The sequence below is a fragment of the Bradyrhizobium sp. 1200_D9_N1_1 genome (assembly GCF_052075915.1).
GTDB classification, from domain to species: Bacteria; Pseudomonadota; Alphaproteobacteria; order Rhizobiales; family Xanthobacteraceae; genus Bradyrhizobium; species Bradyrhizobium diazoefficiens.
On record NZ_CP197226.1, the window covers coordinates 410,352 to 426,979 of the forward strand.

The 16,628-nt window shown below is 65.4% G+C and carries 13 protein-coding genes; 10 read left to right on the plus strand and 3 right to left on the minus strand.

All coding sequences use genetic code 11. The annotated features are described in order from the left end of the window. Window positions 1–207: 207 nt before the first annotated feature. The 3 genes from AB5K84_RS02000 to AB5K84_RS02010 all read right to left on the minus strand — a co-directional run bounded on the left by AB5K84_RS02000 (window position 208) and on the right by AB5K84_RS02010 (window position 4,558). Window positions 208–999, minus strand: coding sequence for a Bax inhibitor-1/YccA family protein (locus AB5K84_RS02000; RefSeq protein WP_028174871.1), 792 nt, complete (start codon window positions 997–999; stop codon window positions 208–210). Between the two features lie 269 nt (window positions 1,000–1,268). After that, entirely contained in the window at window positions 1,269–3,839 is a 2,571-nt protein-coding gene (locus tag AB5K84_RS02005; RefSeq protein ID WP_011083292.1) for an ABC transporter permease, read from the minus strand. Further along, a complete protein-coding gene (locus AB5K84_RS02010) occupies window positions 3,836–4,558 on the minus strand; it encodes an ABC transporter ATP-binding protein (protein WP_011083291.1) in 723 nt (240 codons plus the stop codon). Before AB5K84_RS02010 ends, AB5K84_RS02005 begins: the two co-directional genes overlap by 4 nt. Before the next feature lie 55 nt (window positions 4,559–4,613). On the opposite strand from AB5K84_RS02010, the gene AB5K84_RS02015 reads away from it, so the two are divergent. The 10 genes from AB5K84_RS02015 (at window position 4,614) to AB5K84_RS02060 (ending at window position 16,625) form a co-directional block, all read left to right on the plus strand. Next, window positions 4,614–5,258 carry an arylesterase gene (locus AB5K84_RS02015; RefSeq protein WP_038965065.1) on the plus strand — a complete coding sequence of 215 codons (645 nt, stop codon included), beginning with the start codon at window positions 4,614–4,616 and terminating at the stop codon, window positions 5,256–5,258. Between the two features lie 174 nt (window positions 5,259–5,432). Then, the gene (gene thpR, locus AB5K84_RS02020; RefSeq protein WP_011083289.1) at window positions 5,433–5,969 is read left to right on the plus strand and encodes an RNA 2',3'-cyclic phosphodiesterase; all 537 of its coding nucleotides are present in this window, start codon (window positions 5,433–5,435) and stop codon (window positions 5,967–5,969) included. Window positions 5,970–6,071: 102 nt separating this feature from the next. Beyond that, window positions 6,072–7,256, plus strand: coding sequence for a cell division protein ZapE (gene zapE / locus AB5K84_RS02025; RefSeq protein WP_011083288.1), 1,185 nt, complete (start codon window positions 6,072–6,074; stop codon window positions 7,254–7,256). Between the two features lie 262 nt (window positions 7,257–7,518). Beyond that, window positions 7,519–8,487, plus strand: coding sequence for a malate dehydrogenase (gene mdh / locus AB5K84_RS02030; protein ID WP_008145224.1), 969 nt, complete (start codon window positions 7,519–7,521; stop codon window positions 8,485–8,487). A 224-nt stretch (window positions 8,488–8,711) separates the two neighbouring features. Then, a complete protein-coding gene (sucC, locus tag AB5K84_RS02035; RefSeq protein ID WP_011083287.1) occupies window positions 8,712–9,908 on the plus strand; it encodes an ADP-forming succinate--CoA ligase subunit beta in 1,197 nt (398 codons plus the stop codon). Between the two features lie 4 nt (window positions 9,909–9,912). Continuing rightward, window positions 9,913–10,392, plus strand: coding sequence for a DUF1579 domain-containing protein (locus AB5K84_RS02040; protein ID WP_011083286.1), 480 nt, complete (start codon window positions 9,913–9,915; stop codon window positions 10,390–10,392). A 34-nt stretch (window positions 10,393–10,426) separates the two neighbouring features. Then, window positions 10,427–11,311 (plus strand): succinate--CoA ligase subunit alpha, encoded by an 885-nt coding sequence (gene sucD / locus AB5K84_RS02045; protein WP_011083285.1) that lies wholly within the window; start codon window positions 10,427–10,429, stop codon window positions 11,309–11,311. 137 nt (window positions 11,312–11,448) lie between these two features. Continuing rightward, the gene (locus AB5K84_RS02050) at window positions 11,449–14,406 is read left to right on the plus strand and encodes a 2-oxoglutarate dehydrogenase E1 component (protein WP_011083284.1); all 2,958 of its coding nucleotides are present in this window, start codon (window positions 11,449–11,451) and stop codon (window positions 14,404–14,406) included. A 159-nt stretch (window positions 14,407–14,565) separates the two neighbouring features. Continuing rightward, a complete protein-coding gene (gene odhB, locus AB5K84_RS02055; RefSeq protein WP_011083283.1) occupies window positions 14,566–15,810 on the plus strand; it encodes a 2-oxoglutarate dehydrogenase complex dihydrolipoyllysine-residue succinyltransferase in 1,245 nt (414 codons plus the stop codon). A gap of 65 nt (window positions 15,811–15,875) precedes the next feature. Further along, entirely contained in the window at window positions 15,876–16,625 is a 750-nt protein-coding gene (locus tag AB5K84_RS02060) for an SDR family oxidoreductase (RefSeq protein WP_038965061.1), read from the plus strand. Window positions 16,626–16,628: the final 3 nt, after the last annotated feature.

The following is a 16,628-nucleotide window of genomic DNA, read 5'->3' on the forward strand; positions in this document are numbered from 1 at the left end:
CGCGGCGGCCGGAAGAGGCAACATCGTTTCCATATACTCCGTCATTGCGAGGAGCCCTTGCGGCGAAGCAATCCAGAAATGCATCCGCGGAGGCACTCTGGATTGCTTCGCTGCGCTCGCAATGACGGTGTTCGTGGAGGCACCCGGCCCTAACAAAAAACCCCGGCCTTGCGGCCGGGGCTCATGTCGTTCTCTCTGGTCGATCGCTTAATCGCGCTGGCCGAGGAGCTGCAGGAGCAGCGTGAACAGGTTGATGAAGTTCAGGTACAGCGACAGCGCGCCGGTGATGGCCGCACGCTCTGCGATGTCACCGCCGGCCGCAGCGTAGCCGTAGATGTAGTCGTTCTTCAGCCGCTGGGTATCCCAGGCGGTGAGGCCCGCGAACACCAGCACGCCGACCACGGACACGATGAACTGCAGCATCGAGCTCGCCAGGAACAGGTTCACCAAGCTCGCGATGATGATGCCGATCAGGCCCATGAACAGGAACGAGCCCATCCCGGTCAGGTCACGCTTGGTGGTGTAGCCGTAGAGGCTGAGCGCACCGAAGGTCGCCGCGGTGATGAAGAACACCCGCACGATCGAGGTGTGCGTGAACACCAGGAAGATCGACGACAGCGAGATGCCCATCAGCGCCGAGAACACCCAGAACAGGATCTGGGCGGTCGAGGGCGCCAGACGGTTGATGCCAGCGGAGATCACGAACACCATGGCGAGCGGCGCGAGCATGAACAGCCACTTCAGGGGGCTGACGAACATCGCATAGCCGAACGGCGTCAGGAACAGCTTGCCGACGCGGACGGCTTCCGGGGTCGGAACGTCGGTCACGGCGGCCATGTAGACGCCGAGTGCGGCAAGGCCCGTGATGGCGAGGCCAATGCTCATGTAGTTGTATATGCGCAGCATGTAGGCGCGCAGGCCGGCATCGACCGTCGCGGCGTCAACACGCCCGGCGGCCCTGCCGAAAGGAGAAGCGTAGTTACGGTCTAGGTCCGACATGGTCGAATTCCCGTTGGTTGGCCGGTCCGGCATGAGGGTCGCCATGCCGCCGGTTCGTCAAACTCTATCTCGGATACCGATGTCTGCCGACTAAATTTTGGCTAACAATCGGGGGTCCGAACCCATTGGATATGTGGGAAACTAACACATTCGCTGCAACCGTCCACGCGCGGCCGAATGTCGCCCTCGCCGGCAATCCTGGCGAGCGGACGTGGTTAATCGCAAGAATCGTGCGTTTCCGCACCCGCGCGGCGGCCCGCTACCTTTTGTCACAAATTCCGCAACACCGTGGCGGGCTTTTTGTTCAACGCCAGGAGCGTGCCGGCGAGCCCTAGCCCGACGGTGACGACCAGGGCGGCCACGACCACGCCGGCCGCGCTGCCGGCCTGCCAGACGAAGCTGAGCGTCATCAGCCGCGTCACGATCATCCAGGCGGCGATGCTGCCGGCGATCACGCCGAAGACCGCGGTGGCGAGCCCGATCAGGAGGTATTCGAGCGCATAGGCGCCGAGCAGCCGCAGCCGCGTCGCGCCCAGCGTCTTCAGGATCACCGCATCGTAGACCCGGTGGCGATGGCCGGCCGCGAGCGCCCCGCCCAGCACCAGGATCGCCGAGATCAGGGTCACGGCGCTCGCGCCGCGGATCGCCAGCGCAAGATTGGTCACGACCGAGCCGACCGTCTCCATCACCTCGCGCACGCGCACGCTCGTCACCATCGGGTAGGTGTCGGCCACCTGCTTGATGATCCTGCCGTCGCCTTCGGCATTGCTGCCGGCTTCCGTCAGCGTCGCGATATGGGTATGCGGCGCGCCCTTGAAGGCGTTCGGCGAGAACACCAGGACGAAATTGATGCCGAGCCCCTGCCAGTCGATGTTGCGCAGATTGCTGATCTTCGCCGGGATGTCGCGGCCGAGCACGTTGACCACGACCTCGTCGCCGAGCTTGAGGCCGAGCCCGTCGGCGATCTTCTTCTCCATCGAGACCAGCGGCGGGCCGGAATAGTCGGCGCTCCACCACTCGCCCTCGACCACCTTGGAGCCCTTCGGCAGCTCGCCGGTATAGGTGAGGCCGCGGTCGCTTTGCAGCACCCACTCGGAATCGGTCGTCGGCTTGAGCTCTTCGGCGCGGACGCCGCGTGCGGCGACGATGCGCCCGCGCAGCATCGGCACGTCCTCGACCTTGGCGCCGGGCGCGATCTGGCGCAGATAGCCGTCGAACTGCGCCGCCTGCGTGCTCGGAATGTCGATGAAGAAGAACGACGGCGCCTGGTCCGGCAGGGCCGCGAGGAACTGCCGGCGCAGATTGCCGTCGATCTGGGTGATGGTGACGAGCACGGCGAGCCCGAGGCCGAGCGACAGCACGACCGAGGGCGTCAGCGCGCCCGGCCGGTGGATGTTGGCGATCGCGAGCCGCAGCATCGGCAGCCGCGTCCGCGGCATCCGCCGCGCGATCGTCATCAGCAGGGCGGCGATGCCGCGCAGCAACGCGAACACGACGACCGAGGAGGCCACGAACACCGCCGCGATGCGCTTGTCGAAGGACAGGCCGATCACGACCGCGACGAGCAGGGCGATCACGACGCCCATGAACACGAGATAGCTCCAGCGCGGCCGGTGCCATTCGGAGCTGATGGTGTCGCGGAACAGTGCGGCGACCGGCACGTCGTGCACCCGTCCGAGCGGCCACAGGCCGAAGGCGAGCGCGGTCAAAAGGCCGTAGACGAAGGACAGCGCGAGCTCGTCGGCATGCACGGCCGGCACCACCGGCAGCGGCAGCAACTTGCCGAACAGACCGACGATGGCGAAGGGCATGGCGGCGCCGAGCGCGAGCCCGATCACGGACCCGATCGCGGCCAGCAGGATGACCTGGGCGAGATAGATGCCGAACACGTCGCGGCCCGTGGCGCCGACGGCCTTGAAGGCCGCGATCACCTCGAGCTTCCGGTCGATATGGCTCTTCACCGCGTTGGCGACGCCGACGCCGCCGACCAGCAGCGCGGCGAGGCCGACCAGCGTCAGGAACTGCGTGAAGCGGCTGATGTTGCGCTCGAGCTGCGGCGAGGCGTTGGAGCGGCTGCGGACTTCCCAGCCGGCCTGCGGCGCGGCGTTGCGCGCATCGGCGATGAAGGCGTCGGTCGCGCGCTCGTTGTTGGCGGTATCGGGCAGCTTCACCCGGTAGACCCAGCGCACCAGGCTGCCGGGCTGGATCAGGCCGGTGGCCCGCAGGCCCGCCTCGCTGATCAGGAAGCGCGGGCCGAAGCCGATGCCGCCGGCGAGCTTGTCGGGCTCGGCTTCGACCGTGCTGCGGATCTGGAAGGTGGCCGAGCCGATGGTGACGCGGTCGCCGGTCTTGAGCGAGAGCCGCGCCAGCAGCGTCGGATCGGCAGCCGCGCCGAACGCGCCGTCTCGCTCCGCAAGGATGTCGGACATCGCTAGCTGTGGCGCCAGCGTCAATTGGCCGAGCATCGGATAGGTGTCGTCGACCGCCTTCATCTCGACCAGCGCGAGCTGGCCGTCGGCCGAGCGCGCCATGCCGCGCAGGGTCGCGGCGGTCGAGACGGTGCCGCGCGAACGCAGGAAGGCGACTTCCTCGGGCTTGGCCTCGCGCTGGAACAGCACGAAGGAGACGTCGCCGCCGAGCAGCGTGCGGCCTTCGCGGGCGAGGCCGTCGGAGAGGCTCGCGGACACCGAGCCGACGCCGGCAATCGCCATCACGCCGAGCGCGATGCAGGCGATGAAGACGTAGAAGCCGCGCAGGCCTCCGCGCAATTCGCGTAAGGCGTAGCGCAGCGACAACGCGGCGGCGTTGGGCCGCACGAACGGTTCGGCCGCGGCGCTCATGCCGGCGCAGACTGCGTGTCGATGCGCCCGGAGCGCAGGCGGATGACGCGATCGCAGCGATGCGCGAGCGAGGAATCGTGCGTGACCAGCACCAGGGTCATGCCGCGCTCGGCATGCTTGGTGAAGAGCAGGTCGACGATCTGTTTTCCCGTCGCCTCGTCGAGATTGCCGGTCGGCTCGTCGGCGACGAGGATCGCGGGATCGGGCGCCAGCGCGCGCGCGAGCGCGACGCGCTGCTGCTCGCCGCCGGAAAGCTGCGTCGGATAATGATGCAGGCGGTCGCCGAGCCCGACCGATTGCAGCTCCTGCGCCGCGCGTTTCGCGGCGTCGGGATTGCCGGCAAGCTCGAGCGGCACGGCGACGTTCTCCAGCGCCGTCATGGTCGGGATCAGATGGAAGGACTGGAAGACGATGCCGACCTGGCGGCCGCGGAAGCGGGCGAGCGCGTCCTCGTCGAGGGCATTGAAAGGCGTGCCGTTCACCACCACCTCTCCGCTATCAGGACGCTCCAGCCCCGCCATCACCATCAGTAGCGTCGATTTGCCCGAGCCTGACGGGCCGATCAGGCCAATCGTCTCGCCCGAGGCGACCCGCAAGCTGATATCCTTGAGGATGTGAACGCGTGCCGCGCCCGTACCCAATGAGAGATTGACGTTGGAGATGGCGATGGTGTCCGGCGTGGTGCCGGCGAGCGAAGAGGATTCGATGCGAGTGTCCATGGTCCGGTCATATGGCAACTCCGATAGCGCGGTCGAGAGGCGTTACGGATTGTTCATGCACATAGCCGTGTTGATGCTCGCCGTGATGACAATTGCGACAAATGCGTCGGCACAGGCCCAGCCGGCCGCCCAACCGATCAAGCTGGTGGTCCTCGGCGATTCCTTGAGCGCCGGCCTCGGCCTCCCGGCACAGGAGGCATTCCCCACGAAACTTCAAAAAGCCTTGCAGACCAAAGGCATAGAGGTCGGCATGACCAATGCCGGGGTGTCCGGCGACACCGCCTCCGGCGGCCGCGACCGGCTCGACTGGTCGGTGCCCGAGGGAACCGAGGGGGTGATCGTCGAGCTCGGCGCCAACGACGCGCTGCGCGGCATCGATCCCGGCCTGACGCGCGCCGCGCTGACCGACATCGTCCAGCGGCTGAAGGCACGCGGGATTCCAGTCATGCTGTGCGGCATGCTGGCGCCGCCGAATTACGGTGCCGACTACGCCGCGCGCTTCAATTCGATTTATCCGGATCTTGCGAAACAATTCGACGTGCCGCTCTATCCGTTCTTTCTCGACGGCGTTGCGGCCGACGCCAAGCTCAACCAGGCCGACGGCATCCACCCGACCGCGGCGGGCGTCGACATCATCGTCGGCAACATGATGCCCACGGTGGAGGCATTCCTGCGCAACATAAGCGAGCAACGCCGTTGAAAAGCAGGCAACGCTAACCCTAATTCCCAGGGTTTTCCCGGGGTGGCCCGCGCGATGCTTCGCAGAGTCACACAACTGCGATAGGAATCAGGGTACCGGTGATTCGTCGCCGGCTCTAATTTGGATAAGGTCCTGCTTCAAGGGACCGTACCCAAGCATCGGGAGTGCGAAACGATGCCGCGTTTGTTCACTGGTCTGGAAATCCCGGCCGAGATCGGCCAGACGCTTTCCAACTTGAGGGGCGGCCTTCCCGGCGCCCGCTGGATCGATCCCGAAAATTATCACGTCACCTTGCGCTTCATCGGCGATATCGACGGCGTCTCCGCCAACGAGATCGCCTCGATGCTGTTTCGCGTCAACCGCAAACCGTTCGAGGTGAAGGTGCAGGGGCTGACGAGCTTCGGCGGCCGCAAGCCGCGCGCGGTGGTCGCCACCATCGCGCCGAGCAAGCCGCTGATCGAATTGCAGGCCGAGCTCGAGCGGATGATGCAGCGGATCGGCCTTAATCCGGAGGGACGCAAGTTCATCCCGCACGTCACGCTGGCGCGACTGCACGACGCCACCGACCGTGACGTCGCCGACTATCTGTCGCTGCGCGGCTACTTCCCGAGCAAGGCGTTCATGGCCGAACGTTTTGTCTTGTTCTCGTCCCGTGCATCGACCGGCGGCGGACCGTATGTGGTCGAGGACGCCTACGAGCTGTGTGAGTAGGTCTTTACCTCTCCCCGCCTGCGGGGAGAGGGAGGATATTCGCATACCCCTGACACCAATTCACGGCTTGCAATTTCCGTCCGTCTCTGGCGGTAAAGAGCCATGCTCTCGACCCCCAGTTCCCAATTCCGCGAGGCCTATCAGGCCCAGATCGCCGACGGCGCGATCGAGCCCGATGCCGCGCAGGCCGAAGTCGCCGAAGCCTATGCGGCGCTCGACCAGCGGCTCGGCAGCTACAAGCCGCAGCGCAAGCAGGGCCTGCTCAGCCGTCTGTTCAGCAGCGACAAGGACGAGGCGCCGCACGGGCTCTACATCCATGGCGAGGTCGGCCGCGGCAAGACCATGCTGATGGACCTGTTCTTCCAGCACTCCTCGGTCGAGCACAAGCACCGCGCGCATTTCCACGAGTTCATGGCCGATGTGCACGAACGCATCTACGACTATCGCCAGAGCATCGCGCGCGGCGAGATCGCCGACGGCGACGTCATCGCGCTGACCGCGAACGCGATCTTCGAGGAGAGCTGGCTGCTCTGCTTCGACGAATTCCACGTCACCGACATCGCGGACGCGATGATCCTCGGCCGCCTGTTCGCAAAGCTGTTCGAGCTCGGCACCGTGGTGGTCGCAACCTCCAACGTCGCGCCCGAGGATCTCTACAAGGGCGGCCTCAACCGTTCGCTGTTCCTGCCCTTCATCAAGCAGATCACCGACCACATGGACGTGGCGCGGCTCGATGCGCGCACCGACTTCCGGCTGGAGAAGCTTCAGGGCGTGCCGATGTGGCTGACGCCGGCCGATGGCGATGCGGACGCAGTCCTCGACCGCGCCTGGTCGCGGATGAGCGGCAGCGCCAAATGCAAGTCGCGCGATATTTCGATCAAGGGCCGCATCCTGCACGTGCCGTGCTCGGCCCATGGCGTGGCGCGGTTCTCGTTCACCGATCTCTGCGAGAAGCCGCTCGGCGCATCGGATTACCTCAGGCTCGCGCACGACTATCACACCATCCTGGTCGACCATATTCCAGTGATGGACTTCTCCCAGCGCAACGCCGCCAAGCGCTTCATCACGCTGATCGATACGCTCTATGACAATGCCGTGAAGCTGATGGCCTCGGCCGACGCCAACCCGATCTCGCTGTACCTCGCCGACGAGGGCAACGAGGCCAACGAGTTCAAGCGGACCGCCTCGCGGCTGATCGAAATGAGCTCGGAATCCTATCTGGCGCTGCCTCACGGCCGCAAGGATTCCACCGCGAGCGGCTCCACCAAGGGCCTGGTGGAGACTTAAGTCCTATTTCACCATTTTCTCCGCCGTCATTCCCGGGCGCGACAAAGTCGCGAGCCCGGAATCCATCGCGCCACTAACTCTGCAGCCCGATGGATTCCGGGCCTGCGCCTGTCGGCGCATCCCGGAATGACGGACGGGGGTATGCTGGCTGCGATCTCGGCAAGCCCGACAATTGGGCATCCACCGACTTGAACGGGCGAAGCGAAAGGGATAACCACCCTGTCAGTTTTCCCCTCCTTACGTGTCTAAAGGACAGGTTCACATGGCGCGCGACAAGATTGCTTTGATTGGCTCCGGTCAGATCGGCGGAACGCTGGCTCACCTCATCGGCCTGAAAGAACTGGGCGACGTCGTGATGTTCGACATCGCCGAGGGCGTGCCGCAGGGCAAGGCGCTCGACATTGCGCAGTCCTCGCCGGTCGACGGCTTCGACGCCCACTACACCGGCGCGAACTCCTACGAGGCGCTCGACAACGCCAAGGTCTGCATCGTCACCGCCGGCGTGCCGCGCAAGCCCGGCATGAGCCGCGACGATCTCCTCTCCATCAACCTCAAGGTCATGGAGCAGGTCGGCGCCGGCATCAAGAAGTATGCCCCCGACGCCTTCGTCATCTGCATCACCAACCCGCTCGACGCCATGGTGTGGGCGCTCCAGAAGGCCTCGGGCCTGCCGCACAAGAAGGTCGTCGGCATGGCCGGCGTGCTGGACTCGGCGCGCTTCCGCTACTTCCTGGCCGACGAATTCAACGTCTCCGTTGAAGACGTCACCGCCTTCGTGCTCGGCGGCCACGGCGACACCATGGTGCCGCTGGTGAAGTACTCCACCGTCGCCGGCATCCCGCTGCCCGACCTCGTCAAGATGGGCTGGACCTCGCAGGCGCGCCTCGACGAGATCGTCGACCGCACCCGCAACGGCGGCGCTGAGATCGTCAACCTGCTCAAGACCGGCTCGGCCTTCTACGCCCCGGCCGCTTCCGCGATCGCGATGGCCGAGAGCTATCTGCGTGACAAGAAGCGCGTGCTGCCCAGCGCCGCCTACCTCAACGGCGAATACGGCGTGAAGGACATGTATGTCGGCGTGCCCGTCGTGATCGGCTCCAAGGGTGTCGAGCGCGTCGTCGAGATCGAGCTCGCCGGCAAGGACCGCGAGGCCTTCGACAAGTCGGTCGGCGCGGTGCAGGGCTTGGTCGACGCCTGCAAGAAGATTGCCCCCGATCTTCTCGGCCGCTAAGGCGCAAACAAATCCCGCCGAAGATCGGAAAACCGGTCTTCGGCGGTTTCACTTCTGGGGCCCGGCTGCAACTCTTGTTGAAGGCCTGGCGGGTTCCGGCGCAGCAGTCCAAAGATCTCGATGTCAAAGAATCCGGGTTGCAGTTCATGTGGTATATGGTATGCCAGCCACAAGACTGAGGTGGGCCTACGAGGTCACCGCCCGCGGATTCAGGGAGCGACCATATGAATATCCATGAATATCAGGCCAAAGCGCTGCTGGGCGAGTTCGGCGTTCCAATCTCCAAGGGCGTGCCGGTCCTTAAAGCCGCAGACGCGGAGGCCGCCGCCAAGGCGCTGCCCGGTCCGGTCTATGTGGTGAAGAGCCAGATCCATGCCGGTGGCCGCGGCAAGGGCAAGTTCAAGGAAGCCTCCGCCGGCGACAAGGGCGGTGTCCGCATCGCCAAGTCGGCCGCCGAGGTCTCCGAATTCGCCAAGCAGATGCTCGGCGCGACGCTCGTGACGATCCAGACCGGCCCTGCCGGCAAGCAGGTCAACCGCCTCTACATCGAGGACGGCTCCGACATCGACAAGGAGTTCTATCTCTCGCTGCTGGTCGACCGCGAGACCTCGCGCGTCTCGTTCGTCGTGTCGACCGAAGGCGGCGTCAACATCGAGGACGTCGCGCACAACACGCCTGAGAAGATCGTCACCTTCTCGGTCGATCCCGCGACCGGCATCATGGGCCATCACGGCCGCACCGTCGCCAACGCGCTGAAGCTCTCGGGCGATCTCGCCAAGCAGGCCGAGAAGCTCACCGCGCAGCTCTACGCGGCCTTCGTCGCCAAGGACATGTCGATGCTGGAGATCAACCCGCTGGTCGTGACCAAGCAGGGCCAGCTCCGCGTGCTCGACGCCAAGGTGTCGTTCGACGACAACGCGCTGTTCCGTCATCCCGAGGTGCTCGCGCTGCGCGACGAGACAGAGGAAGACGCCAAGGAAATCGAGGCGTCCAAGTACGACCTCAACTACGTCACCCTCGACGGCAACATCGGCTGCATGGTCAACGGCGCCGGTCTCGCCATGGCGACGATGGACATCATCAAGCTCTACGGCATGGCGCCGGCGAACTTCCTCGACGTCGGCGGCAGCGCCAGCAAGGAGAAGGTCGCGGCCGCGTTCAAGATCATCACCGCCGATCCCAACGTGAAAGGCATCCTGGTCAACATCTTCGGCGGCATCATGAAGTGCGACGTGATCGCCGAGGGCGTCACGGCCGCCGTGCGCGAGGTCGGCCTTAGCGTGCCGCTGGTGGTTCGCCTCGAAGGCACCAATGTCGAGCTCGGCAAGAAGATCATCCTTGAATCCGGTCTGAACGTGGTGCCGGCCGACAATCTCGACGACGCCGCGCAGAAGATCGTGAAGGCCGTCAAGGGAGGCTAACGCCATGGCCCAGGACCATCTCGCCGCATCATCTCCGCTTGCAGAGCACGCGCGTCTCGCCGCGTTCGCCGGCGAATGGGATGGCGAAGAGGTGGTCTTCCCGTCGCGCTGGACGGCGGGCGGGCCGGCCACCTCGCACACCGTCGCGCGCATGGATCTCAACGGGTTCTACCTGATCCAGGACTCGGTCCAGATGCGCGACGGCAAGCAGATCTTCGCCACCCACGGCATCTTCACCTTCGATCGCGAGGACCGGACCTACAAATTGTTCTGGTACGACTCGCTCGGCTACACGCCGCCTTCGCCCGCCTCCGGCGGGTGGGTCGGCAAGACCCTGACGCTGGTGCGCGGCTCGCTCCGCGGCAATGCGCGCCACGTCTACGAGATCATCGACGACAATTCCTACTCGTTGAAGATCCAGTTCTCGCCGGACGCGGAAGGCTGGGCTGACGTGCTCACCGGCGTCTACCGCCGCATCCACTGACCTCTCACTCGTTAGTTTCGCGAAAGCAGACCTCATGTCCATCCTGATCGACAAGAACACCAAGGTCATCTGCCAGGGCTTCACCGGCAAGAACGGCACCTTCCATTCGGAGGCCGCGATTGCCTACGGCACCAAGATGGTCGGCGGCACTTCGCCGGGCAAAGGCGGTTCGACGCATCTGGGCCTGCCGGTGTTCGACACCGTGCGCGACGCGCGTGAGAAGACCGGCGCGGACGCGTCGGTGATCTACGTGCCGCCGCCGGGCGCGGCCGATGCGATCTGCGAAGCCATCGACGCCGAGATCCCGCTGATCGTCTGCATCACCGAAGGCATTCCGGTCATCGACATGGTCCGCGTGAAGCGCTCGCTGGCCGGTTCCAAGTCCCGCCTGATCGGGCCGAACTGCCCGGGCGTCATGACCGCCGGCGAATGCAAGATCGGCATCATGCCGGCCAACATCTTCAAGACCGGCAGCGTCGGCATCGTCTCCCGCTCCGGCACGCTGACCTATGAAGCCGTGTTCCAGACCTCGCAGGAAGGCCTCGGCCAGACCACCGCGGTCGGCATCGGCGGCGACCCGGTCAAGGGAACCGAGTTCATCGACGTGCTGGAAATGCTGCTCGCCGACCCCAAGACGGAATCGATCATCATGATCGGCGAGATCGGCGGTTCCGCCGAGGAGGACGCCGCCCAGTTCCTCAAGGACGAGGCCAAGCGCGGCCGCAAGAAGCCGATGGTCGGCTTCATCGCCGGCGTCACCGCCCCTCCCGGCCGCCGCATGGGTCATGCCGGCGCGATCATTTCGGGCGGCAAGGGCGACGCCGGTTCCAAGACCGACGCGATGAAATCGGCTGGGATTACAGTGTCGCCGTCGCCCGCCCGCCTCGGGCACACGCTTGCCGAAAAATTGAAAGGCTAATTCACTTCTTCGTACTTTTCCGGGCGAAGTTTCGCAGCAAATAGGGTAAATGGTGCCAATCGCGCTGGGCCTCTGCCGGGGAGCCCAGCGCCAGCGCCGTTTGTTATGCGCGAACCGAAATCGCCAGGAACTCAAGTATGTCTCGCCAAGACGCGAACGCAGCCTTTGCCCTCTCATCTTTTTTGCAGGGCACCAACGCCACCTACATCGACGAAATCTACGCCCGCTACGAGAAGGACCCGTCCTCGGTCGACGCCGAGTGGCAGGAGTTCTTCAAGAGCCTGAAGGACCAGCCGGACGACGTCCGCAGGAACGCCGAGGGCCCGTCCTGGGAGCGCGCCAACTGGCCGCTGACGCCGCAGGACGACCTGACCTCCGCCCTCGACGGCAATTGGGCCGAGGTCGAGAAGGCGGTCGGCGGCAAGATCGCCGCCAAGGCGCAGGCCAAGGGCGCCGACATCTCCTCCGCCGATCTGCTCCAGGCGACGCGCGACTCGGTCCGCGCCTTGATGCTGATCCGCTCCTACCGCATGCGCGGCCACTTCCACGCCAAGCTCGATCCGCTCGGCATCGAGGCGCCGCGCAACCGCGAAGAGCTCGACCCGCGCACCTACGGCTTCAGCGAGGCCGATTTCGACCGCAAGATCTTCCTCGATCACGTGCTCGGTCTCGAATACGGCACGCTGCGCGAGATCACCGCGATCTGCGAGCGCACCTACTGCCAGACGCTCGGCGTCGAGTTCATGCATATCAGCAATGCCGCGCAGAAGGCCTGGATCCAGGAGCGCATCGAGGGGCCCGATAAGGAAATCTCCTTCACCCGCGAGGGCCGCAGAGCCATCCTGACCAAGCTGGTCGAAGCCGAAGGCTTTGAAAAGTTCTGCGATACCAAGTTTACCGGCACCAAGCGTTTCGGTCTCGACGGTGCTGAATCCCTGATCCCCGCGCTCGAGCAGATCATCAAGCGCGGCGGCAATCTCGGCGTGAAGGAAATCGTGCTGGGCATGCCGCATCGCGGCCGCCTCAACGTGCTGACCCAGGTGATGGGCAAGGCCCACCGCGCGCTGTTCCACGAGTTCAAGGGCGGCTCGGCCAACCCCGACGCGGTCGAAGGCTCCGGCGACGTCAAGTATCACCTCGGCGCCTCCTCGGACCGCGAGTTCGACGGCAACCGCATCCATCTGTCGCTGACCGCCAATCCCTCGCATCTCGAGATCGTCGATCCCGTCGTGCTCGGCAAGGTCCGCGCCAAGCAGGACCAGCATGGCGATCCGCCGGATATGCGCATCTCCGTCATGCCGCTGCTGATGCACGGCGACGCCGCGTTCGCCGGCCAGGGCGTGGTCGCGGAATGCTTCGGTCTGTCGGACCTGAAGGGCTACCGCACCGGCGGCTCCGTGCACTTCATCGTCAACAACCAGATCGGCTTCACCACCTATCCGCGTTACTCGCGCTCCTCGCCCTATCCGTCGGATGTGGCGAAGATGATCGACGCGCCGATCTTCCACGTGAACGGCGACGATCCGGAAGCCGTGGTGTTCGCGGCCAAGGTCGCGACCGAATTCCGGCAGAAGTTCCACAAGCCCGTCGTCATCGACATGTTCTGCTACCGCAGGCATGGCCATAACGAGGGCGACGAGCCGGCGTTCACCCAGCCGGTGATGTACAAGAAGATCGCGGCGCATCCGTCCACGCTCGAGCTCTACGCCCGCCGCCTCATCAGCGAAGGCGTGATGACCGAGGGCGAGGTCGACAAGGCCAAGGCCGACTGGCGCGCGCGGCTCGATGCCGAGTTCGAGGCCGGTACCTCCTACAAGCCGAACAAGGCCGACTGGCTCGACGGCAAGTGGGCGGGCTTCAAGATCGCCGACCAGGAAGAGGACGCCCGCCGCGGCGTCACCGGCGTCGACATCACCGCGCTGAAGGATATCGGCCGCAAGATCACCAAGGTGCCGGATGGTTTCCGCGTCCACCGCACCATCCAGCGCTTCCTGGAGAACCGCTCCAAGGCGATCGACAGCGGCGCCGGCATCGACTGGGCGACCGGCGAAGCGCTGGCGTTCTGCTCGTTGCTCAACGAGAACCATCACGTCCGGCTGTCCGGCCAGGATTCCGAGCGCGGCACCTTCTCGCAGCGCCACTCGGTCCTGATCGACCAGGAAGACGAGAGCCGCTACACGCCGTTCAACCATCTCGGCCACGAGCAGGGCCATTACGAGGTCATCAACTCGCTGCTGTCGGAAGAAGCCGTGCTCGGCTTCGAATATGGCTATTCGCTCGCCGAGCCGAACACGCTGACCCTGTGGGAAGCGCAGTTCGGCGACTTCGCCAACGGCGCGCAGGTCGTGTTCGACCAGTTCATCTCCTCGGGCGAGCGCAAATGGCTGCGCATGTCCGGCCTCGTCTGCCTCTTGCCGCACGGCTATGAAGGGCAGGGACCGGAGCACTCCTCGGCGCGCCTCGAGCGTTACTTGCAGATGTGCGCGGAAGACAACATGCAGGTGGTCTACCCGACCACGCCGGCGAACTACTTCCACGTGCTGCGCCGGCAGCTGCATCGCGAGATCCGTAAACCCCTGATCCTGATGACGCCGAAGTCGCTGCTGCGTCACAAGCGGGCGGTGTCGCGTCTCGAGGAGCTTGCGAAGGGAACGACCTTCCACCGCATCCTGTACGACGACGCCCAGATGCTGCCGACCGATGCCATCAAGCTCGTTCCGGACGAGAAGATCCGCCGCATCGTGCTCTGCTCCGGCAAGGTCTATTACGACCTCTACGAGGAGCGCGAGAAGCGCGGCATCGACGACATCTACCTGATGCGCGTCGAGCAGCTCTATCCGGTGCCGCTGAAGGCGCTGGTGGCCGAGCTGTCGCGCTTCAAGAAGGCCGAAGTGGTGTGGTGCCAGGAAGAGCCCCGCAACATGGGTGCCTGGCACTTCATCGAGCCCTATCTGGAGTGGGTGCTGAACCAGGTGAACGGTGTGAGCCGGCGTCCGCGTTATGTCGGCCGCGCCGCTTCCGCCGCGACCGCCACGGGTCTGATGTCCAAGCATCAGGCTCAGCTGAAGGCGTTCCTGGACGAAGCACTGAGCTGAACTTTTTGAACTGCGTCATGCCCCGCCAAAAGCGGGGCATCCGGCATGCCATGGCGTCCTCGTGAATGCGAACGTCCCGGCTTGCTGGATGGCCTGCTTTTCGCTGGCCGTGACAATTGGAATTCATGACCGCATTGGCGATCCCTTAAGGAAAAGACCATGACTGAAATTCGTGTGCCGACGCTCGGCGAATCCGTCACCGAGGCCACCATCGGCCGCTGGTTCAAGAAGGCCGGCGACCCCGTCGCCGTTGACGAGCCCTTGGTGGAGCTCGAGACCGACAAGGTCACCATCGAAGTCCCGGCGCCCTCCGCCGGCACGCTGAGCGAGATCATCGCCGCTGACGGCGCGACCGTTGCCGTGGGCGCGCTGCTCGGCCAGATCACCGAAGGCGCCGCCGGCGCGGCCAAGCCGGCCGCTGCTCCCGCCAAGCCCGCTGCTGCTCCGGCCGCCGCGGCGGCTGCTGCCGCACCGGCTCCGGCCGCGAAGGCGCCGCCGGCCGATGCCCCGCTCGCCCCCTCCGTGCGCAAGCTCTCGGCCGAGACCGGCATCGACGCTTCGACCGTTCCGGGCTCCGGCAAGGACGGCCGCGTCACCAAGGGCGACATGCTCGCCGCGATCGAGCGTGCGGCCTCCGCGCCGACCCCGGTCAACCAGCCCGCCGCCGCCGTTCAGGTCCGCGCGCTGTCGCCGGCCGATGACGCCGCCCGCGAAGAGCGCGTCAAGATGACCCGGCTGCGCCAGACCATCGCGCGCCGCCTCAAGGACGTGCAGAACACCGCGGCCATGCTCACGACCTTCAACGAGGTCGACATGACCAACGTCATGGCGCTGCGCGCCCACTACAAGGACGCGTTCGAGAAGAAGCACGGCAGCAAGCTCGGCTTCATGGGCTTCTTCACCAAGGCCGTCGTGCAGGCGCTGAAGGACATCCCGGCCGTCAACGCCGAGATCGACGGCACCGACCTGATCTACAAGAACTACTATCACATCGGCGTCGCCGTCGGCACCGACAAGGGCCTCGTCGTGCCCGTGGTGCGTGACTGCGACCACAAGTCGATCGCCGACATCGAGAAGGGCATCGCCGATTTCGGCCGCCGCGCCCGTGACGGCCAGCTCAAGATCGACGAGATGCAGGGCGGCACCTTCACCATCACCAATGGCGGCATCTACGGCTCGCTGATGTCGACCCCGATCCTCAACGCGCCGCAGTCCGGCATCCTCGGCATGCACAAGATCCAGGAGCGGCCGATGGTCGTCGCCGGCAAGATCGAGGTCCGCCCGATGATGTACCTGGCGCTGTCCTACGATCACCGCGTCATCGACGGCAAGGAAGCCGTCACCTTCCTCGTCCGCGTCAAGGAGAGCCTGGAAGATCCGGCGCGCCTGGTGCTCGATCTCTGATCGCTGATGCTCTGCGAGCGCCGTCGCCCTCACGCGACGGCGCGTGTCGAACCATGGAGGCGCGCATGACCGATAAAGTCGTCGTCATCACCGGCGGGAGCCGCGGCATCGGGCGGGCGACCGCGATCGCGGCGGCCGCACGCGGCTTCCGTGTCGTCGTCGGCTACGCCAGCAACAAGCAGGCTGCGGATGAAGTCGTCGCGCAGATCGCGGCCAGCAACGGCAAGGCCATCGCGGTGAAATGCGATGTCGCCGAGGAAAGCGACATCCTCGAGCTGTTCAAGCAGGCGGACAAGTTCGGCACGCTCGGCGCACTCGTCAACAACGGCGGCATCGTCGGCAAGAGCGGCGTGCGCGTCGACGAGATGTCGGCCGAGCGCATCCAGCGCGTGATGGCGGTCAACGTCACCGGCTCCATCCTCTGCGCGCGCGAAGCTGTAAAGCGGATGTCGACAAAGCACGGCGGCAAGGGCGGCGTCATCGTGAACCTGTCGTCGGTCGCAGCCCGGCTCGGCGCACCCAACACCTATGTCGATTACGCCGCATCCAAGGGCGCGGTCGATTCCTTCACCGTCGGGCTCGGCTACGAGGTCGCGGGCGAAGGCATCCGCGTCGCGGCGATCCGGCCCGGCCTGATCGACACCGAAATCCACGCCGCCGGCGGCGAGCCCGACCGCGCCCATCGTCTGGCCCATTTGGTGCCGATGAAGCGCGTCGGCACCGCCGAGGAAATCGCCAACGCCATCGTCTGGCTGATGTCGGACGATGCCTCCTACGTCACCTCAGCCATTCTCGATGTGTCCGGCGGACGCTGACGC